At 71.8% G+C, this 21,338-nt stretch carries 27 protein-coding genes; 16 read left to right on the top strand and 11 right to left on the bottom strand.

Going from position 1 to position 21,338, the window contains the following annotated elements:
• Nucleotides 1-13: 13 nt before the first annotated feature.
• Nucleotides 14-523, top strand: coding sequence for a helix-turn-helix domain-containing protein (locus tag LO931_RS02900; RefSeq protein WP_229051718.1), 510 nt, complete (start codon nucleotides 14-16; stop codon nucleotides 521-523).
• An 8-nt stretch (nucleotides 524-531) separates the two neighbouring features.
• Here LO931_RS02900 and LO931_RS02895 read toward each other — a convergent pair whose 3' ends face one another.
• Genes LO931_RS02895 through LO931_RS02875 form a run of 5 tightly spaced genes read right to left on the bottom strand, consistent with a single transcriptional unit; the run spans nucleotide 532 to nucleotide 3,988 of the window.
• Nucleotides 532-744, bottom strand: a complete 213-nt coding sequence (locus LO931_RS02895; protein WP_229051717.1) for a hypothetical protein — start codon at nucleotides 742-744, stop codon at nucleotides 532-534.
• 56 nt (nucleotides 745-800) lie between these two features.
• The gene (locus LO931_RS02890; protein WP_229051716.1) at nucleotides 801-1,397 is read right to left on the bottom strand and encodes a nucleoside triphosphate pyrophosphatase; all 597 of its coding nucleotides are present in this window, start codon (nucleotides 1,395-1,397) and stop codon (nucleotides 801-803) included.
• Complete coding sequence (locus LO931_RS02885) at nucleotides 1,397-2,059, bottom strand: hypothetical protein (RefSeq protein ID WP_229051715.1); 663 nt, start codon at nucleotides 2,057-2,059, stop codon at nucleotides 1,397-1,399. The genes LO931_RS02890 and LO931_RS02885 overlap by 1 nt, the downstream gene beginning before the upstream one ends.
• A gap of 1 nt (nucleotide 2,060) precedes the next feature.
• On the bottom strand, nucleotides 2,061-2,378 hold the full coding sequence (locus LO931_RS02880) for an acyl-CoA carboxylase subunit epsilon (RefSeq protein WP_229051714.1): 318 nt from the start codon (nucleotides 2,376-2,378) through the stop codon (nucleotides 2,061-2,063).
• Nucleotides 2,375-3,988, bottom strand: a complete 1,614-nt coding sequence (locus tag LO931_RS02875; RefSeq protein WP_304523501.1) for an acyl-CoA carboxylase subunit beta — start codon at nucleotides 3,986-3,988, stop codon at nucleotides 2,375-2,377. The genes LO931_RS02880 and LO931_RS02875 overlap by 4 nt, the downstream gene beginning before the upstream one ends.
• 66 nt (nucleotides 3,989-4,054) lie before the next feature.
• Here LO931_RS02875 and LO931_RS02870 point away from each other — a divergent pair, with 66 nt between their 5' ends.
• The 5 genes from LO931_RS02870 to purE all read left to right on the top strand — a co-directional run bounded on the left by LO931_RS02870 (nucleotide 4,055) and on the right by purE (nucleotide 8,413).
• Nucleotides 4,055-4,849, top strand: a complete 795-nt coding sequence (locus LO931_RS02870; protein ID WP_229051712.1) for a biotin--[acetyl-CoA-carboxylase] ligase — start codon at nucleotides 4,055-4,057, stop codon at nucleotides 4,847-4,849.
• A 132-nt stretch (nucleotides 4,850-4,981) separates the two neighbouring features.
• Nucleotides 4,982-5,482: a PH domain-containing protein gene (locus tag LO931_RS02865; protein ID WP_229051711.1), complete on the top strand. Its 501-nt coding sequence runs from the start codon at nucleotides 4,982-4,984 to the stop codon at nucleotides 5,480-5,482.
• Between the two features lie 12 nt (nucleotides 5,483-5,494).
• Nucleotides 5,495-6,517 (top strand): adenylate/guanylate cyclase domain-containing protein, encoded by a 1,023-nt coding sequence (locus LO931_RS02860; protein ID WP_229051710.1) that lies wholly within the window; start codon nucleotides 5,495-5,497, stop codon nucleotides 6,515-6,517.
• 188 nt (nucleotides 6,518-6,705) lie between these two features.
• Nucleotides 6,706-7,836 carry a 5-(carboxyamino)imidazole ribonucleotide synthase gene (locus tag LO931_RS02855; protein ID WP_229051709.1) on the top strand — a complete coding sequence of 377 codons (1,131 nt, stop codon included), beginning with the start codon at nucleotides 6,706-6,708 and terminating at the stop codon, nucleotides 7,834-7,836.
• A gap of 52 nt (nucleotides 7,837-7,888) precedes the next feature.
• The gene (purE, locus tag LO931_RS02850) at nucleotides 7,889-8,413 is read left to right on the top strand and encodes a 5-(carboxyamino)imidazole ribonucleotide mutase (protein WP_229051708.1); all 525 of its coding nucleotides are present in this window, start codon (nucleotides 7,889-7,891) and stop codon (nucleotides 8,411-8,413) included.
• A gap of 30 nt (nucleotides 8,414-8,443) precedes the next feature.
• Here purE and mqo read toward each other — a convergent pair whose 3' ends face one another.
• Complete coding sequence (mqo, locus tag LO931_RS02845; protein ID WP_229051707.1) at nucleotides 8,444-9,964, bottom strand: malate dehydrogenase (quinone); 1,521 nt, start codon at nucleotides 9,962-9,964, stop codon at nucleotides 8,444-8,446.
• A 127-nt stretch (nucleotides 9,965-10,091) separates the two neighbouring features.
• Nucleotides 10,092-10,676 (bottom strand): hypothetical protein, encoded by a 585-nt coding sequence (locus LO931_RS02840; RefSeq protein ID WP_229051706.1) that lies wholly within the window; start codon nucleotides 10,674-10,676, stop codon nucleotides 10,092-10,094.
• Nucleotides 10,677-10,805: 129 nt separating this feature from the next.
• Here LO931_RS02840 and LO931_RS02835 point away from each other — a divergent pair, with 129 nt between their 5' ends.
• The 5 genes from LO931_RS02835 (at nucleotide 10,806) to LO931_RS02815 (ending at nucleotide 15,269) form a co-directional block, all read left to right on the top strand.
• Nucleotides 10,806-11,969 carry an acyl-CoA dehydrogenase family protein gene (locus LO931_RS02835; protein WP_229051705.1) on the top strand — a complete coding sequence of 388 codons (1,164 nt, stop codon included), beginning with the start codon at nucleotides 10,806-10,808 and terminating at the stop codon, nucleotides 11,967-11,969.
• A 40-nt stretch (nucleotides 11,970-12,009) separates the two neighbouring features.
• Nucleotides 12,010-12,909, top strand: a complete 900-nt coding sequence (locus tag LO931_RS02830) for an aminoglycoside phosphotransferase family protein (RefSeq protein WP_229051704.1) — start codon at nucleotides 12,010-12,012, stop codon at nucleotides 12,907-12,909.
• Nucleotides 12,910-12,976: 67 nt separating this feature from the next.
• On the top strand, nucleotides 12,977-13,663 hold the full coding sequence (locus tag LO931_RS02825) for a VOC family protein (protein WP_229051703.1): 687 nt from the start codon (nucleotides 12,977-12,979) through the stop codon (nucleotides 13,661-13,663).
• Nucleotides 13,664-13,694: 31 nt separating this feature from the next.
• Nucleotides 13,695-14,753: a succinyl-diaminopimelate desuccinylase gene (dapE, locus tag LO931_RS02820; protein WP_229051702.1), complete on the top strand. Its 1,059-nt coding sequence runs from the start codon at nucleotides 13,695-13,697 to the stop codon at nucleotides 14,751-14,753.
• Between the two features lie 18 nt (nucleotides 14,754-14,771).
• Nucleotides 14,772-15,269 carry a GNAT family N-acetyltransferase gene (locus LO931_RS02815; protein WP_229051701.1) on the top strand — a complete coding sequence of 166 codons (498 nt, stop codon included), beginning with the start codon at nucleotides 14,772-14,774 and terminating at the stop codon, nucleotides 15,267-15,269.
• On the opposite strand, the gene LO931_RS02810 is transcribed toward LO931_RS02815, so the two are convergent.
• A complete protein-coding gene (locus tag LO931_RS02810) occupies nucleotides 15,270-16,079 on the bottom strand; it encodes an ion transporter (RefSeq protein ID WP_229051700.1) in 810 nt (269 codons plus the stop codon).
• A gap of 103 nt (nucleotides 16,080-16,182) precedes the next feature.
• On the opposite strand from LO931_RS02810, the gene LO931_RS02805 reads away from it, so the two are divergent.
• The 3 genes from LO931_RS02805 (at nucleotide 16,183) to LO931_RS02795 (ending at nucleotide 17,375) form a co-directional block, all read left to right on the top strand.
• The gene (locus LO931_RS02805) at nucleotides 16,183-16,746 is read left to right on the top strand and encodes a DNA-3-methyladenine glycosylase I (protein WP_304523489.1); all 564 of its coding nucleotides are present in this window, start codon (nucleotides 16,183-16,185) and stop codon (nucleotides 16,744-16,746) included.
• A gap of 123 nt (nucleotides 16,747-16,869) precedes the next feature.
• Nucleotides 16,870-17,031, top strand: coding sequence for a DUF3117 domain-containing protein (locus LO931_RS02800; RefSeq protein WP_019145023.1), 162 nt, complete (start codon nucleotides 16,870-16,872; stop codon nucleotides 17,029-17,031).
• 26 nt (nucleotides 17,032-17,057) lie between these two features.
• Complete coding sequence (locus LO931_RS02795; protein WP_229051699.1) at nucleotides 17,058-17,375, top strand: hypothetical protein; 318 nt, start codon at nucleotides 17,058-17,060, stop codon at nucleotides 17,373-17,375.
• 1 nt (nucleotide 17,376) lies between these two features.
• On the opposite strand, the gene LO931_RS02790 is transcribed toward LO931_RS02795, so the two are convergent.
• On the bottom strand, nucleotides 17,377-18,003 hold the full coding sequence (locus tag LO931_RS02790; RefSeq protein WP_229051698.1) for an O-methyltransferase: 627 nt from the start codon (nucleotides 18,001-18,003) through the stop codon (nucleotides 17,377-17,379).
• Between the two features lie 157 nt (nucleotides 18,004-18,160).
• Between LO931_RS02790 and sigE the strand changes: the two genes are divergently transcribed.
• Both sigE and LO931_RS02780 read left to right on the top strand, forming a co-directional pair.
• The gene (sigE, locus tag LO931_RS02785) at nucleotides 18,161-18,796 is read left to right on the top strand and encodes an RNA polymerase sigma factor SigE (protein ID WP_229051697.1); all 636 of its coding nucleotides are present in this window, start codon (nucleotides 18,161-18,163) and stop codon (nucleotides 18,794-18,796) included.
• A complete protein-coding gene (locus tag LO931_RS02780) occupies nucleotides 18,793-19,665 on the top strand; it encodes an anti-sigma factor (protein ID WP_229051696.1) in 873 nt (290 codons plus the stop codon). Before sigE ends, LO931_RS02780 begins: the two co-directional genes overlap by 4 nt.
• 90 nt (nucleotides 19,666-19,755) lie before the next feature.
• On the opposite strand, the gene LO931_RS02775 is transcribed toward LO931_RS02780, so the two are convergent.
• Both LO931_RS02775 and LO931_RS02770 read right to left on the bottom strand, forming a co-directional pair.
• Nucleotides 19,756-20,073, bottom strand: coding sequence for a sec-independent translocase (locus tag LO931_RS02775; RefSeq protein ID WP_229053058.1), 318 nt, complete (start codon nucleotides 20,071-20,073; stop codon nucleotides 19,756-19,758).
• 17 nt (nucleotides 20,074-20,090) lie between these two features.
• Nucleotides 20,091-21,272, bottom strand: coding sequence for an Mrp/NBP35 family ATP-binding protein (locus LO931_RS02770; RefSeq protein ID WP_229051695.1), 1,182 nt, complete (start codon nucleotides 21,270-21,272; stop codon nucleotides 20,091-20,093).
• Between the last annotated feature and the right edge of the window lie 66 nt (nucleotides 21,273-21,338).

Genomic DNA, 21,338 nt, shown 5'->3' with positions numbered 1-21,338 from the left:
AGGGGAAGATCCGGTGGCTGACGTCGAGTCCAACCGCGCGGCACAGCGCGAGATCTACGGCGCGCCGCTGGGTGACGTCCTCGGTCGCTGCCGGGAGGTGCTCGGACTGAACCAGTCGCAGCTCGCGGCCGTCCTCGGCATCTCGGCCCCGATGCTGTCGCAGGTCATGAGTGGCCAGCGCATCAAGATCGGCAACCCGAGCGCGGTCCGACGGCTGCAGGTCATGGTCGAGGTCCTCGACGACGTGGCCTCAGGCGCGGTCGGGGTGTCGGACGCCCTGGCGCGCATCGACGACGCGGGTGCCTCGGGGGAGGCGCTGACCGGCACGGCGCGACGGGTCTCGGCCCGCGACACCGCCGGGGCCGTCCAGGCCGTGTTCCGCGGGGTCGCCGCGGCCACCGACCACCTGGGTGCCGCGGACCTCCTGGAGGAGAGCCACCCCGCGATCGCGGAGCTGCTGCGCACCTACGGGGCCGGCAGTCTCGACGACGCCGTGGCCCACCTCAGCCGGACGGACGGCTGACCGTCACCTCAGAGGATGTCGAGGGCGACGCAGGGCAGCGCGAGGTGGCAGACGCGGGTGCCGAAGTCGACCGTGACGGCCGTCATCCCGGAGACGCTGACCACCCGGCCGAGGCCGTACGTGTCGTGCGCGACCCGCTGTCCCACCACGAAGGTCCGGTCCTCCGGAGGCTTCGGCGGCTGGAAGGGACTGCTGGCGAGGGGGCGGCGATTGGCGGTCATGGTCCTCCTAGGGTCCTCCAGTCGGGCTCCGGAAGCCAATCGTGTCCGTCGCGGCCTCAGGCGTCGGGGTGGATGAACGCCCAGAGATCGGTCCAGCGCAGGCCCAGATCGGCCACGAGCTCGCGCAGCAGGGGGATGCTGATGCCGACGACGGTGTGCGGATCTCCCTCGATCCCCTTGACGAAGGCGGACCCGTAGCCGTCGATCGTGAAGGCCCCGGCGACGTGCAGCGGCTCGCCCGTCGCGACGTAGGCTGCGATCTCGTCGTCGGTCACGTCGGCGAAGTGCACGATCGTCGAGGCCGACTCGACGACCTCCTCCCCGCGCAGGCGCAGGCAGTGCCCCGTGTGCAGGACACCGGACCGTCCGCGCATCTTGCGCCACCGTGCGGTGGCCGTGGCGGCGTCGCCGGGCTTGCCGAGGATCTCGCCCTCGAAGGCCAGGACCGAGTCGCACCCGATCACGAGGTCGTCGGGACGATCGGCCGCCACGGTCCGACACTTCAGCTGGGCGAGCGCGGAGGCGAGGTTGGCGGGGTCGCGCGACACGATCTGCGACTCGTCGACGCCCGACACGACGACGTCCGGCTTGATGCCGGCCGCCCGCAGGGTCGCGAGCCGCGCGGGTGACTGCGAGGCGAGGACGACCTTCATCAGACCTCCTTGGGTGATCCGTGACGGCCCACCGAGGCGACCAGGTCGGTGCGACCCAGCAGCATGGTGACGAGCTCGCGGGAGCCCGCGACGGTGAACCACGCCGGGTCGACGTCGGAGGCGATGAACCACGCGCGGTCGCGCGGCCACGTCAGCGAGGCCTGGGGCAGGGCGCGGGGCCAACCCGGCGCGAGCGGGCGTGCGCCCCACTCGCCGACCTGTGAGAGGGGTCCTCGGAAGAGCAGGTAGGACCGGATGCCACCGAGGTCGGCCCGGGGTGCGTCGACGACGGACGGCCCGAAGGCGGGGGGCGACGCGGGGCCCCGGTGGTCGCGGTAGATCCGCGGCAGGACGCGGTGACGCACGTCGACCCCGAGCAGCCGGGCGTCGCCGCCGTCGATCTCGCCCCAGCCGTCCCAGAGGGCGAAGAACACGTCCTCGGGTGTGGCCGTGTGGTGGGCGCACAGCCCCGTCACGAGGGCCACGAGAGCGGGGTCGCTGCGGTAGCCGGACTCGTCCGCCGCGTCGCTCGCGCCGTCGAAGTGGATCGTCGCGTACGCCTCGTACCCCGGTGGCCCCTGGAGGGCCAGCACCTCGGCCGGTGCCTCCGCGTCGACGAACCAGTCGGCGACGGAGGCGTCCGGCTCGTGGGTCAGCGTCACGTCAGCCCCAGGAGGAGCGGCGCCACTGGTCGGCACCCGGGCGGTGCACACCGCGCACGGCGCGGGCCGGGTGGCCCCACTCCGAGCGCACCGGCTTGCGGGTCCGCGCCGCGGCGTCGGCCGCAGCCGCCGAGCGCGCAGCGAGCACGGCCACGAGCGCGGCGAGCTCCTCGGGCGTCGGGTCGCCCTTGACGACCCGGAGGGCAGGCTTTTGCGGCTCCGGAGTCTCTTCGCTCACGTTGCCGGACTCGTTCGCTTCGCTCACGGTGCCGGACTCGTTCGCTTCGCTCACGGTGCCGGACTCGTTCGCTTCGCTCACAGGGGGATGTTCCCGTGCTTCTTGGGCGGCAGCGACTCGCGCTTGGTCTTGAGCAGCCGCAGCGCCTTGGTGACCTCGGCGCGAGTCGTCGCGGGCTCGATGACCGCGTCGATGTAGCCGCGCTCCGCCGCGATGTACGGGTTGCACAGCTCGTCCTCGTAGGCCGTCATCAGCTCCTGACGCAGGGCCTCCGGGTCGTCGGCCGCCGCGACCTGCTTGCGGTAGAGGATGTTGACCGCGCCCGAGGCGCCCACGACCGCGATCTGGCCCGTGGGCCACGACAGGTTGACGTCGGCACCGAGGTGCTTGGAGCCCATGACGTCGTACGCGCCGCCGTAGGCCTTGCGCGTGATGATCGTGATGAGCGGCACCGTCGCCTCGGCGTACGCGTAGATGAGCTTCGCGCCGCGGCGGATGATGCCGTTCCACTCCTGCTCGGTGCCCGGCAGGAAGCCCGGCACGTCGACGAAGGTCAGGACCGGGATGTTGAAGGCGTCGCAGGTACGGACGAACCGCGCGGCCTTCTCGGAGGCGTCGATGTCGAGGCAGCCGGCGAACTGCATGGGCTGGTTGCCCACGACGCCCACGCTGCGGCCCTCGACCCGGCCGTAGCCGATCACGATGTTGGGCGCGAACAGCGGCTGCACCTCGAGGAAGTCGCCGTCGTCGACGACGGTCTCGATGACCGTGCGGATGTCGTAGGGCACGTTGGCCGAGTCGGGGATCAGCGTGTTGAGCGCCAGGTCGCCGTCGTTCGGCTCGAGGTCGGCCACCTCGTCGTAGACCGTGGCCTCCTCGAGGTTGTTCTGCGGGAGGTACGAGAGCAGCGCCTTGACGTACTCGACCGCGTCGTCCTCGTCAGCGGCCAGGTAGTGCGCGTTGCCGCTCTTGGTGTTGTGCGTGCGACCACCGCCCAGCTCCTCCATCGTGACGTCCTCGCCGGTGACCGTCTTGATGACGTCGGGACCGGTGATGAACATGCCGGAGGTCTGGTCGACCATGATCGTGAAGTCGGTGACCGCGGGGGAGTAGACGTGGCCGCCGGCGCAGTTGCCCATGATCATGCTGATCTGCGGGATGACGCCCGAGGCGTGCACGTTGCGCTTGAAGATCTCGCCGTACAGGCCGAGCGAGACGACGCCCTCCTGGATGCGGGCGCCGGCGCCCTCGTTGATGCCGATGATGGGGCAGCCGGCCTTGATCGCCAGGTCCATGACCTTGGTGATCTTCTCGCCGTAGACCTCGCCGAGGCTGCCGCCGAAGACGCTGAAGTCCTGGCTGAAGACGCAGACCTGGCGGCCCTCGACGGTGCCGTAGCCCGTGATGACGCCGTCGCCCAGCGGACGCTTGTCCTGGAGCGCGGCGGAGTGGCTGCGGTGGCGGGCGAGGGCGTCGAGCTCGACGAACGAGCCCTCGTCGAAGAGCAGCTCGATGCGCTCGCGGGCGCTCTTGCGGCCACGCTTGTGCTGCTTCTCGGCGGCGTTCTCGGCGACCACGACGGTCGCCTCGTGCTGCCGGTCACGGAAGTCCGAGAGCTTGCCGGCCGTCGTGTGCAGCTCGGGCTTGATCTCGAGGTCGTCAGTGCTCAGAGGTTCGGTCACGGGGGTCAGCGTAACCACCGTCAGCGGTGACCGTGCTGTGAGGTTCGTCGTGACGCCGTGTGCGAGTCTGGGCGCGTGGACGCCCACCTGTCGCGAGGATCGCTCGACGCCACTGCTCTCGAGGCCGCGCTCTCCGGTCAGTACGCCGAGATCAGGGTGCTGGTCGAGACGGGCAGCACCAACGCCGACGCCGCGCAGTGGGCGCGCGAGGGGGCGCCGCACGGCTCGGTCGTGACGGCGGACCACCAGCTCGCTGGTCGGGGTCGGCTCGACCGCAGCTTCACGCTCCCCGAGCGCTCCGGCATCGCGGTGTCGGTCGTCTGGCGTCCCGAGGTGCCCCTGCGGCACTGGGTGTGGCTGCCGCTCGCCGCGGGTCTGGCCCTCGACGCGACCCTCGTGGAGCTCGGCGTGCACGGTCGGCTCAAGTGGCCCAACGACGTGCTGGTCGACGGGCGCAAGATCTCCGGGATCCTGCTCGAGCGGGTCGAGACGCCCGGCGCGGGCTCTGCCGCCGCCGCGGTCGTCGGGATCGGCCTCAACGTCGACCTCACCGACGACGAGCTCCCCGTGCCGCACGCGACGTCGTTGCGCATCGCCGGCGCCGCCGACCTCGACCGCGGGCGTGTGCTCGCGCTGCTGCTGCACCACCTCGACCTCGCGTACGAGCGCTGGCGCACCGGCGACGCGGCGACGCTGCGCGCCGACTACGTGGCGCGCTGCGACACGGTCGGTCGTGTCGTCGACGTCGCGATGCCGGACGGCTCGGTCCTGCAGGGCACGGCCGAGGACGTCGACGTCGACGGGCGCCTCGTCGTCGCCGGGACCGCCGTCAGCGCCGGCGACGTCACGCACGTGCGCGCTCGCGCCTAGGACCCCGGCGCGCCAGCGCCCTGACAGCCGTAGCGCGCCAGCGCCCTGCGAGCCCCGGCGCGCCAGCGCCCTACGAGCACAGTCGCGAGAAGGCTCTCCCCGCCACGGTCGCCACGTGACAAGATCAGGCGCATGGCACTGTCCGACAAGATGCTCATGACCGGCGAGCACAACATCCAGACCACCCGCACGCACGTGAAGGCGCTGATCCTGCCCTTCCTGCTCCTGCTGGTCATCGCGTTCGCCGGATCGTTCGGCGCGGCCCAGGCCGGCGACACGGGCGACGGCTACGTGCGCTGGGCGATCGTCGCGATCGCGGTCGTGCTCGGCCTGTGGTTCGTCGTGATCCCGTTCCTGCGCTGGTACCTCTGGACGTACACGCTGACGAACCGTCGGATCGTCGAGCAGAAGGGCATCCTGACGCGCACGGGCCGCATCATCCCGTTGAGCCGCATCAACGACGTGTCGTACGAGAAGAACCTCAACGACCGCATCCTGCGCTCGGGCACCCTCATCGTGCACAACGCCGCCGACGAGGAGGGTCTCAAGCTCGACGACGTCCCGCAGGTCGAGAAGTTCCACCGCGCCATCAGCGACCTGGTGTTCGAGGCGCAGAACCAGAACGATGACTGAGCCGGCGCCTCGATGACCCGTCCCGACCCCACGCCGTCACGCGAGCCCGCCCGGGGCGAGCTGCGGTCGCAGCTCCTCGGGCTGCTGCTGCGCGAGCAGCTGGACCGGGACGTCGCGGCCGCGGCCAAGGACGCCGACGTCGACGTCGAGCTGGCGCGCCGCCTGTGGCGGGCCCTGGGCTTTCCCGAGCCCGGCGACCGGCAGGCGTTCGGTGACGCCGACGTCGCCGCGTTCGCCCAGGTCAAGGCGGCCGTCACGTCGGACCTGCTGACCGAGGACACCGTGCTCCGACTGGCGCGGGCGCTGGGTGTCACGATGGCGCGGCTCGCCGACTGGGAGGTCGCGACGCTCGTCGACGAGATGGAGCGCGACGTGGAGGTCGGCCGCGCCGACAGCCGTCTCGGCGTGGCGATGACGCTTGCCGAGCACGTCGCGCCGCGGTTCGAGGAGGTGCTCGTGCAGGTGTGGCGGCGCCACCTGACGGCTGCTGCGGCCCGCATGGAGGCGATCGGCGCAAAGGACGCCGAGCTCCGCACGACGACCATGACCGTCGGGTTCGCCGACCTCAGCCGGTTCACGTCGCTCTCCAACCAGCTCGACGACGCGGCCCTGGGATCGCTCGTGGAGAAGTTCGAGGAGCGCGGTGCCGACGTCATCACGGTCGGTGGCGGCCGGGTCATCAAGACGCTGGGCGACGCCGTGCTCTACGTGACCGTCGATCCCGTGGTCGCGACCCGCATCGCGCTCGACCTCGTCAGCAGCGTCGGGGCGCACGACGAGGTGCCGGCGATCCGCGTGGGGCTGGCGACCGGGTCGGTCGTGAGCCGGCTCGGCGACGTGTTCGGCCCGCCCGTCAACCTCGCTGCACGCCTCTCGCACGTCGCCCGCGCCCATCGCGTGCTGGTCGACGAGGAGACCGCGCGGGCGATCGGGCCCGAGTTCGCCACGCGCGCCCTGCCGCCCCGCCCGCTGCGTGGCTTCGGCAACGTCTCGCCCATCACGGTCACCCAGCGCCGCGCCTTCCGCTCCCGCTGACCCCACCCCGGGCGGTGAGACAGGGACGTGTCGTCTGCGTGGGCGGTGAGACAGGGACGTGTCGAGGGTCGAGACACGTCCCTAGGTCACCGCTGCCCTCCGGGACGGGTCCCAGACTCACCGTCCTTTCGTGCCTGGGCAGCGGCCGTCCCGCGGATCGGCGGAGGCCGCTCGCTAGAGTTCGGCGCATGGCGCGCGCACACCTGGCAGTGATCGGCGGAGGCCAGCTGGCCCGGATGATGCAGCAGCCGGCGATCGCCCTCGGCCTGCGGATCCGTCTCCTCGCCGAGGGGCCCGACGTCTCCGCCGCGCAGGTCGTCGCCGACTCCGTGGTGGGCGACCACACCGTGCTGGCCGACCTCGAGGCCGTGACCGAGGGCGTCTCGGTCGTGACGTTCGACCACGAGCACGTCCCGCCGGAGCACCTGCGGGCGCTCGCCGCCGCGGGTCACGCTCCGCGTCCGGGTCCTCACGCGCTGCTGTTCGCGCAGGACAAGGGTGAGATGCGCGAGCGGCTGACGGCGCTGGGCGCGCCGTGCCCCCGTTGGGCGTTCGTCGAGTCGGGCGAGGACGTCGCAGCGTTCGGCTTCCCGGCCGTCCTCAAGACCACGCGTGGTGGCTACGACGGCAAGGGCGTCTGGGTCGTGCGCGAGCCCGCGGACGCGGAGGCGCTGTTCGACGAGGGGGCGCTGGCGCCCGGCGTCCGACTCCTCGCCGAGGAGCTTGTCGACTTCCGGCGCGAGCTCTCGGCCCAGGTCGCGCGCCGCCCGGGCGGCGAGGTCGTGCGGTACCCGGTCGTGGAGTCGCGTCAGGCCGACGGCGTGTGCGCGGAGGTCGTGGCCCCCGCGCCCGACCTCGACCCGGCCCTCGCGGAGGAGGCCGCGGCCCTCGCGGAGCGCGTCGCGACCGAGCTCGACGTCGTCGGGATGCTGGCGGTCGAGCTCTTCGAGACGCAGGACGGCCGGATCGTGGTCAACGAGCTCGCGATGCGCCCGCACAACACGGGCCACTGGAGCATCGACGGCGCCGTCACGAGCCAGTTCGAGAACCACCTGCGGGCCGTCATGGACCTGCCGCTGGGCCCGTCGCGCCCGCTGGCGCCGTGGAGCGTCATGACCAACGTGCTCGGCGGCGCCGTGACCGACCTCGAGGGGCAGCTGCCCGTCGTGCTCGCCGCCGTGCCGCACGCCAAGGTCCACCTGTACGGCAAGGCGGTCAAGCCCGGTCGCAAGGTCGGGCACGTCACGGTCGTGGGCGACGACCTGGACGCCGTGCTCGCCGACGCCCGCCGGGCCGCCGCCCTCCTCACCGACGGCTGAGCCGTGGCGACGGGCGCTCCGTCGCGGGGTGGCACCGCACTAGGATCAGGGCATGAGCGCACGCGTGGGCATCGTCATGGGATCCGACTCCGACTGGCCGACGATGGAGGCCGCTGCGGAGGCGCTCGGCGAGTTCGACATCGCCTTCGAGGCTGACGTCGTCTCCGCCCACCGGATGCCCGACGAGATGCTGGCGTACGGCCGCGAGGCGCACGCGCGCGGCCTCGAGGTGATCATCGCGGGTGCCGGGGGAGCGGCCCACCTGCCGGGCATGCTCGCGGCGGTCACCCCGCTGCCGGTCATCGGCGTCCCGGTGCCGCTCAAGTACCTCGACGGCATGGACTCGTTGCTGTCGATCGTGCAGATGCCCGCCGGAGTGCCGGTGGCCACGGTCTCGATTGGCAACGCCCGCAACGCGGGTCTTCTCGCGGCGCGCATCCTCGCCACGGGCGACGAGACGCTGACGCAGAAGATGCTCGACTTCCAGTCCGCGCTGGCCGACGCGGCGCGCGCCAAGGGCGCGAAGGTCCGCGACGGCGCCACGGGCCACGGCCCCGCCGGCTTCGGCCCTCGCTGACCACCCACCGCCCCGCGGGGTGGGGTGGGGTCAGCGGGTGAGCTGGAGGGTCTTGTCGGTCCAGGTGCGCAGCTCGTCGAGCAGCGCGGGGTTGTCCTCGAGCGAGGTGCCGTAGGACGGGACGACGTCCTTGAGCTGGGTGCGCCATCCCTCGAACTCGGTCGGGAAGCAGCGCTGCAGCACGTCGAGCATCGCCGAGACGGCCGTCGAGGCACCCGGGGAGGCGCCGAGCAGGCCGGCGATCGAGCCGTCCGCCGCGTTGACGACGGTCGTGCCGAACTCGAGGGAGCCGCCGAAGCGACCCTTCTTGCGCACGACCTGCACGCGCTGACCGGCCGTGATGAGCTCCCAGTCGCGGTCCTCCGCCTCGGGGGCGAACACGCGCAGCGCGTCGACCTTGCCGCCGCGGGTCTTGGCCAGCTCGAGCACCAGGTACTTGATGAGCGACCACGACGTGACGCCGATGGCGGCCATCGGGAAGAGGTTGTGCGGACGGATCGAGCTGGGGAGGTCGGTGAACGAGCCCTCCTTGAGGAACTTCGGCGTCCAGCCGGCGTACGGGCCGAACAGCAGCGACCGGTGCCCGTCGATCACGCGGGTGTCGAGGTGCGGCACCGACATGGGCGGTGCGCCGACGGCGGCCATGCCGTAGACCTTGGCCTGGTGCTTCGACGCGATGTCCTCGTCGAGGCAGCGCAGGAACTGGCCGCTCACCGGGAAGCCGGCGAAGCCCTTGATCTCCTCGATGCCCGAGGCCTGGAGCAGCGAGATCGCGCCGCCGCCGGCGCCGACGAAGACGAACTTGGCCGAGATGATGACGTTCTTGCCGGACTGACGGTCCTTGACCGTGACGCGCCAGGTGCCGTCGCTCTCGCGGGTCAGGTTCTTGACGTGGTGGTCGAAGCGGATGTCCGCACCCGTGCGGGCGAGGTGGTTGATGAGCTGGGACGTCAGGGCACCGAAGTCGACGTCGGTGCCGTGGTCGGACCAGCTGACCGCGACGTCCTCGTCGGTGTCGCGACCCTCGGCCATGAGCGGGAGGCGGCGCGCGAACTCGTCACGGTCGTCGATGAACTCCAGGCCCTGGAACAGGGGGTTGGCCGAGAGCTTGTCGTAGCGCTTGCGCAGGTACTCGACGTTCTCGGCGCCCTGCACGAAGCTGACGTGCGGCACGGGGTTGATGAAGGTGGAGGGGTCGTTCAGGACCCCGTTGTCGACGCAGTGCGACCAGAACTGGCGCGAGAGCTGGAACTGCTCGTTGACGATCGGCGCCTTGGAGATGTCGACGTCACCGTTGGCCGTCTTCGGCGTGTAGTTGAGCTCGCACAGCGCGGCGTGGCCGGTGCCGGCGTTGTTCCAGGGGCCGGTGCTCTCGAGCGACGGGTGCGCCAGGCGCTCGAGCACCGTGATCGACCAGTCGGGCTCGAACGCACGCAGCATCGAGCCGAGCGTGGCGCTCATGACGCCGGCGCCCACGAGCAGCACGTCGGTCGTGACGCGATCGGGCAGCGGCGAGGCCGGCGGGACGGGAAGACTGGCGTTCTCGGACAACGCTCGACAACTCCTTGCGGCAGACGTGGGGACCGTCGGAGGTCCACCGTTCAACTCTGCCGGACGAGGTGGTTGAGGGCCGCATCGATCGGGTGTGAGATTGCCCGGCCGCGATGTGAAGTGCGTCTCAGTCGCGGATGAAGGACGTCACCCGCGTGAGCGTCGGTGTGCGCGGGGCGGACGCGAAGCCGAACCGCACGGGCGGGTCGACGGGCGCCAGGGGGCCCAGGTCGTCGCCGTCCCAGGTCACGCGCGCGGACTCGACGCGCCAGGCGTCGGACGCGGCGTACCACTCCGTGCGGCCGTTCCCGGCGCTGCCGTGGGTGCGCACGCCGGGCATGATCCGCCGGGCGATCGGGTCGCAGAACCGCGCCCACGCCTCGAGCCGGCCGAGTGGCGGCGGCACGGTCCGGAGCACCCATCCGATCGGGGCGCGGGTGCCGGGGGTCCAGCTCACCTGCAGGGGACCGGCGGTGACGCCCCAGCCGTCGACCACCACGGGGACGACGCGCACCTCGTCGAAGGTGTAGGTCGCGGACACGAGGTCGGCCACCCAGGTGTCGGGCGCGAGCAGGAGGCGTCGGCCGTCCGCGCGCTCGACCATCGCGTCGGCGAAGCGCCCGTGCGGCGTCCGGTCCCAGATGCCGACCACGACACGCGTGCCGCTGGTCGTGCCGAGGCCGACGATGTGGCCGTCGAATCGTCGTGTCACGGACCCAGTGTGGGTGACGCCACGCGTCTCGGCAGCCCGGCTGCTGGGACGCCCGTTAGTCGGAAGTCCTACAATGTGAGCACGGCCCACCACCCCGGGCCGGAGAAATCCGTCCACCAGGAGTCGACGATGAGTGACATGTTCGTGCTGTCCGAGGAGCACCAGGCCATCCGTGAGGCCGTGCGCAACGTGGCCGAGGCCAAGATCGCGCCGTTCGCCGCCGAGGTCGACGAGGAGGCGCGCTACCCCCACGAGGCGGCTGCCGCGCTGCTCGCAGCCGACTTCCACGCGCCCCACGTGCCGGAGGAGTACGGCGGCGCCGGGGCCGACGCGCTCGCCACGGTCCTCGTGATCGAGGAGGTCGCCCGCGTCTGCGTGTCGTCGTCCCTCATCCCCGCCGTCAACAAGCTGGGCTCGCTCCCGGTGCAGATCGGCGGTGGCGACCTGGTGAAGAAGACCTACCTGAGCAAGCTCGCCGCCGGAGAGGGCGGGTTCTCGTACTGCCTGTCCGAGCCCGACGCCGGTTCCGACGCCGCGAACCAGAAGACCCGCGCGACCCGCGACGGCGACGACTGGGTCCTGAACGGCACGAAGCGCTGGATCACCAACGCGGGCGAGTCGGAGTACTACACCGTCCTGGCGCAGACCGATCCGGAGAAGCGTTCGAAGGGCATCACGGCGTTCGTCGTCGAGAAGTCCGACGAGGGCGTCTCGTTCGGTGCGCCCGAGAAGAAGCTCGGCATCAAGGGCTCGCCGACCCGCGAGGTCTACCTCGACCAGGTCCGCATCCCCGGTGACCGCATCATCGGCGAGGTCGGCGAGGGCTTCGGCATCGCGATGAAGACGCTCGACCACACGCGCGTCACGATCGCGGCGCAGGCCGTCGGTGTCGCGCAGGGTGCGCTCGACTACGCGCTGGGCTACGTCAAGGAGCGCAAGCAGTTCGGCAAGGCCATCGCCGAGTTCCAGGGCATCGAGTTCATGCTCGCCGACATGGGCATGAAGATCGAGGCCGCCCGCCAGCTCACCTACGCTGCCGCGGGCCGCTCCGAGCGCGGCGACTCCGACCTCACGTTCTTCGGCGCTGCTGCCAAGGCGTTCGCCTCCGACGTCGCGATGCAGGTCACCACCGACGCCGTCCAGCTGCTCGGTGGCTACGGCTTCACGCGTGACTACCCGGTCGAGCGCATGATGCGCGACGCCAAGATCACGCAGATCTACGAGGGCACCAACCAGGTCCAGCGCATCGTCATGGGCCGCCAGCTCCTCGCCGGCGTCCAGTCGACGCTCTGATCCACGCGTTCGTCTCCCCGAGGGGTGGCAGGCTCGAGACGTGAGCCTGCTGCCCTTCGACCTCCCGGCGTCCTTCCTGGCGCACGCGGAGCGCGACGAGCGGTGGGCGGCCTGGGTCGACTCCGTGCCGCGACGCGTCGCGGGCGCCCTCGAGGCGTGGGAGCTGACGGTCGACGGCGCGCCCTGGCACGGTCACACGGCGCTGGTCGTCCCGGTCGTCGCGGACGGCGTCCCGGCGGCGCTCAAGGTCGGCTGGCCGTACGAGGAGCCTCGCCAGGAGTGGCTCGCCCTGCGGCACTGGGACGGTCACGGAGCGGTACGGCTGCTGCGCGCCGACCCGTCGTCCAACGTCCTGCTGCTCGAGCGCCTGCGTCCCGTCGACCTCCTCTCGCTCGACGACGTCGCGGCCTGCGAGGTCGTGGCCGCCCTGTACGGCACGCTGCACGTCCCCGCTCCGCCGCGGCTCGACCGTCTCTCGGTCGCGGTCGCGCGTCGGACCGACGACCTGGCCGCCCTGCCGAGGTCGGCGCCCCTGCCGCGCCGCCTCGTGGAGCAGGCCGTGCACCTGGGTCGCGCGTTCGCCTCCGACCCCGCGACCGACGGCACGCTCGTGCACACCGACCTGCACGACGAGAACGTGCTGGGCGCAGAGCGGGAGCCGTGGCTCGCGATCGACCCCCAGCCCCTCTCGGGCGACCCCCACTACGAGCCGGCTCCGATGCTCTGGAACCGGTGGGAGGAGGTCGTCGCCTCCCACGACGCGCGCCGCACGGTCCGCCGCCGGTTCCACGCCCTGGTCGACGGCGCGGGTCTCGACGAGGACCGCGCCCGCGACTGGGTGCTGGTCCGCGAGGCCCACAACGCTATGTGGGCGATCGAGGACGGCGACCCGGACCGGGTGACCGTCGCCGTCACGATCACGAAGGCCGTGCAGGACTGACGAGGCGACGGGCACGAGGTGACGGGCACGAGGTGCCGATGTCGGTGCGCGAGCCTAGGTTCGGAGCATGAGCCTCGTGACGTTCAAGGACCTCGTGATCGACGCCGCCGACGCCCCGGCCTCGGCCACGTTCTGGGCCGAGCGACTCGGCCTCCGCCTCGAGGTGTTCGACGACGGCGAGGGCGACGACGCCGTGCTCCGCGGCGACGAGCCCGGCCGCACGATCTGGTTCAACCCGGTGCCGGAGCCCAAGACGGTCAAGAACCGCGTGCACCTCGACGTCCGAGCCGGCTCCCTGGCGGGGCTCGAGGAGCTCACGCAGGTCAGCGCGACCGGCGAGTTCTCCTGGACGACCTTCCTCGACCCCGAGGGCAACGAGTTCTGCGTCTTCGTGACCGAGGGCGCCGCGCCGGCGTTCAAGGCGCTCGAGGTCGACGCGGTCGACCACGAGGCCGTCTCCGCGTGGTGGGCCGACGTCATCGGCGGCACCCTCACGCACCACGACGACCACGGCTACTCCTCGCTGGAGGACGTCCCCGGCATGCCGGGCGAGGGCTTCGACTTCTCGCCGGTGCCCGAGCCGAAGACCGTGAAGAACCGGGTGCACTGGGACGTCCTCCTCGAGCCCGGCGCGTCGGTCCGCGACCTCCAGGACCGCGGGGCCTTCCTGCTGCGCGCACCCCTCGACGACGAGCCCTGGACCGTCATGGCCGACCCGGAGGGCAACGAGTTCTGCGTCTTCGAGCCGCGCTGAGTCCGTCCGCGGGGCGTGGCAGAGTGGACGCATGGCCCTCGATCTGACCGCTGACGTCGTCGACCTGACCGCCGCCCTCGTCGACCTCCCGTCGGAGAGCCTGGACGAGCAGCAGATCGCCGACGACGTCGAGGCGGCGCTGCGCGAGCTGCCGCACCTCTCGGTCGTGCGTGACGGTCACACGATCGTGGCCCGCACCGACCTCGGCCGCGGCGAGCGGGTCGTCATCGCCGGACACCTCGACACCGTGCCCGAGAACGGCAACCTGCCGTCGCGCCTGGAGGGCGACGTGCTCCACGGACTCGGCACGTGCGACATGAAGGGCGGGGTCGCGGTGGCGCTGCGACTGGCCGCCACGGTCTCCGAGCCGACGCGCGACGTCACGTACGTCTTCTACGAGGCCGAGGAGATCGCCGCGGTCCACAACGGCCTGGGTCGGCTGGCGCGCGAGCACCCCGACTGGATCGCGGGCGACTTCGCGATCCTCATGGAGCCCTCGCGCGCCGGCGTCGAGGCCGGGTGCCAGGGCACGATGCGCATCGACATCAGCACGCAGGGGGAGCGGGCGCACTCGGCCCGTGCCTGGATGGGGTCCAACGCGATCCACGCGCTCTCGCCGGTCCTGGCCACGCTCGACGCCTACGAGCCGCGTCGGGTCGAGATCGACGGACTCACGTACGTCGAGGGCCTCAACGCCGTCGGCATCACCGGCGGGGTCTCGGGCAACGTGATCCCCGACGCCGCCACGGTCACGGTCAACTTCCGCTTCGCGCCGGACCGCTCCGAGGAGCAGGCCCTCGACTTCCTGCGCGAGACCTTCGCCGGCTTCGACCTGGTGGTCACCGACTCGGCCCCCGGCGCGCTGCCCGGGCTCTCGCGGCCGGCCGCGGCCGCGTTCGTCGAGGCCGTCGGGGCCGAGGTGGGTCCCAAGTTCGGCTGGACCGACGTCGCGAAGTTCACGGTGCTCGGCGTGCCGGCCGTGAACTACGGACCCGGCGATCCCGTCTACGCGCACAAGGCCGACGAGCAGGTCCCGGTCGCGCACCTGCGCAGCGTCGAGGACAAGCTCCGCGCCTGGCTGACCACCTGACGCGGGAGGGATGACCTGATGTCGGTCCACGTCCGGCTCGCCGAGCCCGGCGACGACGAGGCCCTTGTGGACGTCGACGACGCCACGTGGGGTCCGTGGTCGAGCCCGGTCGAGCGTCCGGACCGGGCCACGCGCTCGAGCTTCGTCGACCCTGACGACGACCGCACGGAGCACCTCGTGGCCGTGGTCGACGACGCGGTCGTCGGCTACGTAGGCCTGCGAGCCGTCGGACCGTCGCCCAGCCACGACCACGTGCTGCAGATCTCGGGATTCGGCGTGACGCCCTCGGCGCAGGGGCGCGGAGTCGGGCGGGCGCTCGTCGAGGCAGCGCTCGAGCGGGCGCGGGGCCGCGGCGCGCGCAAGGTCACCCTCGCGGTCCTCGGCCACAACGCCGTCGCGCGCCGGCTGTACGAGCGGTGCGGCTTCGAGGTCGAGGGCGTCCTGCGGGCCGAGTACCGGCTCGGGGGCGCCGACGTCGACGACGTGCTGATGGCGCGCCGGCTCGAGCAGGGCTAGCTAGCGCCCCGGCTCGCGGGCCTCGAGCTCCGAGCGGAGCTGCGTGACCTCGGCCTTGAGGTCGGCGATCGCGGCGAGCATCAGGCTCTCGCCCTCCTCGACCTCGGCGACGATCTCGGCCTTGTCGTCCTCCGACTGGCGGTCGAGGGCCTCGACCGCGACGGCGATGAACAGGTTCAGCACGATGTAGGTCGAGACCAGGATGTACACGATGAAGAAGACCCAGGCCGCCGGGTGCTCGTCGGTGACGGGGCGGATCACGTTGGCCCAGTCGTCGCCCGTCATGACCTGGAACAGGCTCAGCAGCGAGGTCGGCAGGTCGCCGAAGTGCTCCGGATCGGTGGAGCCGAACATGTGCGTCGACATCACGCCGCAGATGTAGACCAGCATCAGCAGCAGCGCACCGATCGAGGCCATGCCGGGAATCGTGGCGCCGAGCGCGGCCACCACCCGACGCATCGAGCGCACCGCCGAGAGCAGTCGCAGCACGCGCAGGACCCGGAGGACGCGCAGCACCCCGAGGTTGCCGGACGCCGGGACCAGCGCGATGAGCACCACGAACAGGTCGAACAGGCTCCAGCCGTCACGGAAGAAGTCGGTGCCGTGGGCGAAGATCCGCAGCGCGATCTCCACCACGAAGATGCCCACCGTGACCCAGCCCAGCGTCACGATCCAGCCCGCGTCGTCGAGGATGCCGGGCGAGGTCTCGACGCCGAGCACGGCGGCGTTCACGACGATCACGCCGATGATGAACCACTGGAATCGGGGCGAGTCGACGAGAGCCCTCACCCGTGCGCGTGCCTCGGTCACCCCTGCTCCTTCTCCCGGTGTGCGCGCGGCGAGACGATCGCCGACGACGTGGAGAAGCGTAGTGGGAGGAGCTCGTGTCCGTGGCGAGTGGCACGATCGGCGCGTGAACGCGATCCCCGGCCCCGACGGTCTGCTGCGCTGCCCCTGGGGCGCGGCGCCCGACATGCTCGAGTACCACGACACCGAGTGGGGGCGTCCGGTCCACGGCGACGTCGGGCTGTTCGAGCGGCTCACGCTCGAGGCGTTCCAGTCCGGTCTGTCGTGGGCCATCATCCTGCGCAAGCGCCCGGCCTTCCGCGAGGCGTTCGCCGGCTTCGACCCACACGCCGTTGCCGCCTTCGGCGACGCCGACGTCGAGCGGCTGCTCGGCGACGCCGGCATCGTGCGCAACCGCGCGAAGATCGAGGCCACGCTCGCCAACGCCCGCGCCGTCGTGGCGCTCGACGGTCGCCTCGACGCGCAGATCTGGTCGTACGCCCTGCCCGAGCGCCCTCGCCCGCGCACGCTGGCCGACGTCCCGGCAGTCACCCCCGAGTCCACCGCGCTCGCCAAGCACCTGAAGTCCCAGGGATTCCGGTTCGTCGGCCCCACCAGCGCCTACGCGCTCATGCAGGCCGTGGGGCTGGTCGACGACCACCTCCAGGACTGCGCCGTGGCCCCCGCCTGAGGGCACCGACCAGGTCGTCACCCACCTGGAACCCAGGTGACGTCGCATCGGTCGCGACCATGGGCGATAATGGGGGCTCGGGCCCGCTGCGACGGCGGGTCCTGCTCGACGAGAGGGGAACTCATGGCGGCCATGAAGCCACGGACCGGAGACGGTCCGATGGAGGTCACCAAGGAAGGACGCTGCATCGTCATGCGCGTCCCGTTGGAGGGTGGAGGCCGCCTGGTCGTCGAGCTCAACAACGAGGAAGCAGCGACGCTCGGCGACGCCCTCAAAGCGGTCTGATGTTCGGACTCTCGGTGCGTTGGTCCTTGACCGACGCACCGGTCGGCACGCTCGAACGGCTCCACGCCTTCATCGAGGAGGAGTCCCTCGCCCGGTTCGCCGGCATGGACGGGCTGCGTCACAAGACGTGGCGTGCCCGTGACGGTGAGTGGTTCGAGGGCACCTACGTGTTCGTCTCGGCCGAGGCGCGCGCCGAGTTCCAGGAGGAGTTCGAGGCGAGCGTGGCGACCGCCGCCGGCACCCGGTTGATCGGGAGCCTGCCGATCCTGATCGAGCCCTACGAGGTCGTCGCGGTCGTGCGGGGCCCGGCCGGCTTCCGGTCGTCGGCCCGCTTCGAGAGCTGACTCAGCCGATCTTCTGGATGGCGAGGAGTCCGTCGCCGACCGGGAGAACGATCGCGCGCAACGTCTCGTCGTCGCTCACGCGGGCGATGAGCTCGCGGATCGCGGTCGTCTCCGGGTCACGCTGTGACGGATCGGCCACGCGGTCGTGCCACAGGGCGTTGTCGAAGCAGATGAGGCCGCCGGGCCGCACGAGGCGGATCGCCTCGTCGAGGTACTCGCCGTACTCGACCTTGTCGCCGTCGAGGAAGGCCAGGTCGTAGTTGCCGTCGGCCAGCCGCGACATCACGTCGAGCGCGGCCCCGGCGATCAGACGGAATCGCTGCGGTGCGAGTCCGGCGAGCCCGAAGACCTCGCGGGCGTGCCGCTGGTGCTCGGCCTCGAGGTCCACCGACGTGAGCACGGCGTCCGGGGCGGCGCGCAGGATCCAGAGCCCGGAGACCCCGGTGCCCGTGCCGATCTCGACGACCGCCTTGGCGCCCACGGCCGCAGCGAGGAAGGCGAGCGTCGCTCCACCGCCAGCGCCGATCGGCACCACTCCGACGACCGTCGCGCGCTGTCGGGCCTCGGCCAGGACGGCGTCCTCGCGGGGGTACTCCTCCGCGAACGTCAGGCTGGCTGCGTTGATCATGCTGTCCTCCGGGCCACGGCGCCAGCGTAGTGCGATCCGGCCTGCAGACTCCGGCGGCGCGCGGGAGGATGGGGGCACTTCGAGACCGGTGCAGGTGCTTGGGGAACCGTCAGCGGGTGCTGGGCGTTCTCTCAGCAAGAAGCGCCACGATCGACCCATGACGAGCGACAGGAACTCCGTGACGAGCCTCCAGGTGAGCCCCGCGCCGGGCGCCGAGGTGAGCGCAGCGGCCGAGAGCGAGCCGCACCCCTCCCTCGAGTGGGACGCCATCGTCTCGGAGCACTCCGCGCGGGTGTACCGGCTGGCGCTGCGTCTCACGGGCAACCCGCACGACGCCGAGGACCTGACGCAGGACGTGTTCGTGCGCGTCTTCCGCTCGCTCGACACCTACGAGCCGGGCAACTTCCCGGGCTGGCTGCACCGCATCACGACCAACCTGTTCCTCGACCGCGCCCGCCGCGCGACCCGCATCCGCATGGACCGCTTCGCCGACGGCGCGGAGGAGCGCATCCTCGCGCGCGACCTGCGGCCCGAGGAGACGGTGCACGACGCGGGCTTCGACCCCGACATCGAGCAGGCCCTCCAGTCGCTGCCGGAGGACTTCCGGGTCGTCGTGGTGCTGTGCGACGTCGAGGGACTGACCTACGAGGAGATCGCCGACGTGCTCGGCATCAAGCTCGGCACCGTCCGGTCGCGGATCCACCGCGGACGGACCCAGCTGCGGGCGGCGCTGGCCCACCGCGCGCCGAGCCGTGGTCGCACGCGGGTCTGGGGACCGGTCGGGATCGGATGACCCATCTCGGTGCCGATGTCGCGGCCTTCGTCGACGGGCAGCTCTCGCCCGAGCGCGAGGAGCTGGCGCGTCGTCACCTGTCCGGGTGCGAGCGGTGCCGCGAGCTGGTCATCCAGCAGGAGCAGCTCAAGCGGCGGATGTCCGCCGGCCCGAGCACCGGGGTCCCGGCGCACCTGGCTGCCGCGCTCGCCGCGGTCGCGGCCGACCCGGGACCGGCCGACCCACGGGGCCGCCAGGCCCTGCAGCGCTCGTTCGGCGTCGTCGTCGCGCTGGTGGGCGCATCTGCGGCCGTGCTGCTGCTGGCCTACGTGCTGGCGCCCACGCCGCCCACCACGGCCGACCCCGTGAGCCCCGACTTCGACGGCTACGCCGCCGACTTCCTGCAGGAGGCCGCCTCGGAGCGCGCGCCCGACGTGGTGGCTGCCTCGACCTCGACCGTGGGCGGCGAGAGGCTCAGCACGGCCGAGCTCGACGAGCTGGACGCCGACGGATGGCCCTGCCACGTCACGCTCGCGGGTGACCTGGACCGCATCGAGGGCCGTCTGGTCGGTGACGCCGAGGTCTCGCTGCGGTACGAGGGCGAGCACGTGCAGCTTCACCTGATCGAGCAGATCGGGGCGCTCGAGGAGCCCGCGATGGCCGGCTTCGACCGCCGCACGGTCGCCGGCTCCGACGTCTGGGTCCGCGAGGGCATGCCCACCGTCGTCGCCTGGGAGGCCGAGGGCGTCGTCTACACCGTCGTCACCGACGCCGGGACCGACCGCATCGCACAGGTCGTCTCGCAGCTGCCCTCGACCCCCGCCCGGTCCACGGTCGAGCGCATCGAGGACGGCCTGCACCGCATGACCTCCTGGGTCGCCGCGGGCTGACGCCGCCCCAGATTTGCTCCCGAATCCACCGACCGGCGTCGACCTTTCGGTGGATTCGGGAGCACATCTCGGGACCCCGGGTGGGGCGCGTCAGGTGGCCTCGGCGTCGAAGGGCGGCTTCTCGCCGGGGCGCAGCGACCGTGCGGCGACGGCCTTGGCGGCGACGCTCGTGCGCGCCGGCTCGTCGAGGAACGTGCGACGCACGGCCTCGCGGGGGTCGAGGTCGCGCAGCTGGAGGCCGGAGAGGTCCTGGCCGATCTCGCGCCCGAGGTCGTTCTTGGCGTTGTCGGCCATCTGCTTGACCGTGCGGACGAATCCGCCGGCCTGCCGTGCGAGCTCGGGGAGCCGCTCGGGTCCGAAGACGAGCATGGCCACGACCGCGATGACGCCGATCTCGGCCCAGCCCATCCCGAACACGGTGGGTCCTAGAGCCGGCCGGCGGGGGTCAGGCCGAGCTGCATGCCGGCCAGGCCACGGGAGCGGCCGCTGAGCCGGTCGGCCGCGGCCTGCAGGACGCGAGCCGAGGTGGACTGCGGGTTGGCCACCACGATGGGGCGTCCGCCGTCGCCGCCGACACGCAGCTCCTCGTCGAGGGGGACCTCGGCCAGCAGAGGCACGTCGTGGCCGAGACGCTCGGCCAGGGTCGAGGCGACCTGCTGGCCGCCGCCCTTGCCGAAGACCTCCATGCGCTCGCCCGAGGGGAGCTCGAGGTACGACATGTTCTCGACGACACCGACGACGCGCTGGTGCAGCATCGACGCCATCGTGCCGGCCCGCTCGGCCACCTGGGCGGCGGCCTGCTGCGGGGTGGTCACGACGACGACCTCGGCGTTGGCCAGGTGCTGGCCGACGCTGATGGCCATGTCGCCCGTGCCCGGCGGGAGGTCGAGCAGCAGGGCGTCGAGGTCGCCCCAGTAGACGTCGCTGAGCATCTGCACGAGGGCACGGTCGAGCATCGGCCCGCGCCACGCGACGACCTGGTCCTTGCGCGGCTTCAGCATGCCGATGCTGATGACCTTGATGTCGGGGGCCACGAGGGCGCCCGGCGCGTCACCGAGCGTGGCGACCGGCACGGGCACCGGCATGATCATGTCGTCGACCTGGGTGGGGCGGTGGTCACCCACGCCCATCAGGTCGGGGATCGAGTGGCCGTAGATGTCGGCGTCGAGGATGCCGACCTTGAGCCCGCTCAGGGCCATGGCCGCGGCCAGGTTCACCGTGACGGAGGACTTGCCGACGCCGCCCTTGCCCGACGCGATCGCGTAGACCCGGGTCAGGTTGCCGGGCTGCGTGAAGGGAATCTCCTTCTCCGCCGCGCCGCCCTTGAGCATCGCGCGCATGTCGGTACGCTGCTCGTCGGTCATGACGCCCATGTCGACGTGCACGAGGTGGGCGGGGGCGACCCCGGCCACGGCGTTCGTGACGTCACGCGTCAGCGTGTCCTTGAGGGGACAGCCCGCCACGGTCAGCAGCAGGCGCACCGTGATCGCGGTGTCGTCGATCGTGATCGTGTCGACCATCCCCAGCTCGGTGATGGGACGCTTGATCTCGGGGTCGTTGACGCGCGTGAGCGCTTCACGGACCTGTTCCTCGGTGACGACGGCCATGCCTTCCATCGTACGGGGGCCCGCTGTGCGTCCGAGGTGAGTCCTGCCTCAGTCAGCCAGGAGGGG

It is taken from the genome of Aeromicrobium sp. Leaf350, from assembly GCF_916858655.1.
Classification (GTDB): Bacteria; Actinomycetota; Actinomycetes; order Propionibacteriales; family Nocardioidaceae; genus Aeromicrobium.
Note: the sequence above shows the minus strand (reverse complement) of the source record. Positions and strands in the feature narration are given on the sequence as shown.

Coding starts and splice junctions, on each gene's coding strand:
- LO931_RS02890 (WP_229051716.1), bottom strand. CDS start 1,397: ATGAAGGTCGTCCTCGCCTCGCAGTCACCCGCGCGGCTCGCGACCCTG.
- LO931_RS02770 (WP_229051695.1), bottom strand. CDS start 21,272: ATGGCCGTCGTCACCGAGGAACAGGTCCGTGAAGCGCTCACGCGCGTC.
- LO931_RS02800 (WP_019145023.1), top strand. CDS start 16,870: ATGGCGGCCATGAAGCCACGGACCGGAGACGGTCCGATGGAGGTCACC.
- sigE (WP_229051697.1), top strand. CDS start 18,161: ATGACGAGCGACAGGAACTCCGTGACGAGCCTCCAGGTGAGCCCCGCG.
- LO931_RS02855 (WP_229051709.1), top strand. CDS start 6,706: ATGGCGCGCGCACACCTGGCAGTGATCGGCGGAGGCCAGCTGGCCCGG.
- LO931_RS02895 (WP_229051717.1), bottom strand. CDS start 744: ATGACCGCCAATCGCCGCCCCCTCGCCAGCAGTCCCTTCCAGCCGCCG.
- LO931_RS02815 (WP_229051701.1), top strand. CDS start 14,772: ATGTCGGTCCACGTCCGGCTCGCCGAGCCCGGCGACGACGAGGCCCTT.
- purE (WP_229051708.1), top strand. CDS start 7,889: ATGAGCGCACGCGTGGGCATCGTCATGGGATCCGACTCCGACTGGCCG.
- dapE (WP_229051702.1), top strand. CDS start 13,695: ATGGCCCTCGATCTGACCGCTGACGTCGTCGACCTGACCGCCGCCCTC.
- LO931_RS02825 (WP_229051703.1), top strand. CDS start 12,977: ATGAGCCTCGTGACGTTCAAGGACCTCGTGATCGACGCCGCCGACGCC.
- LO931_RS02835 (WP_229051705.1), top strand. CDS start 10,806: ATGAGTGACATGTTCGTGCTGTCCGAGGAGCACCAGGCCATCCGTGAG.
- LO931_RS02790 (WP_229051698.1), bottom strand. CDS start 18,003: ATGATCAACGCAGCCAGCCTGACGTTCGCGGAGGAGTACCCCCGCGAG.
- LO931_RS02865 (WP_229051711.1), top strand. CDS start 4,982: ATGGCACTGTCCGACAAGATGCTCATGACCGGCGAGCACAACATCCAG.
- LO931_RS02775 (WP_229053058.1), bottom strand. CDS start 20,073: ATGGGCTGGGCCGAGATCGGCGTCATCGCGGTCGTGGCCATGCTCGTC.
- LO931_RS02860 (WP_229051710.1), top strand. CDS start 5,495: ATGACCCGTCCCGACCCCACGCCGTCACGCGAGCCCGCCCGGGGCGAG.
- LO931_RS02780 (WP_229051696.1), top strand. CDS start 18,793: ATGACCCATCTCGGTGCCGATGTCGCGGCCTTCGTCGACGGGCAGCTC.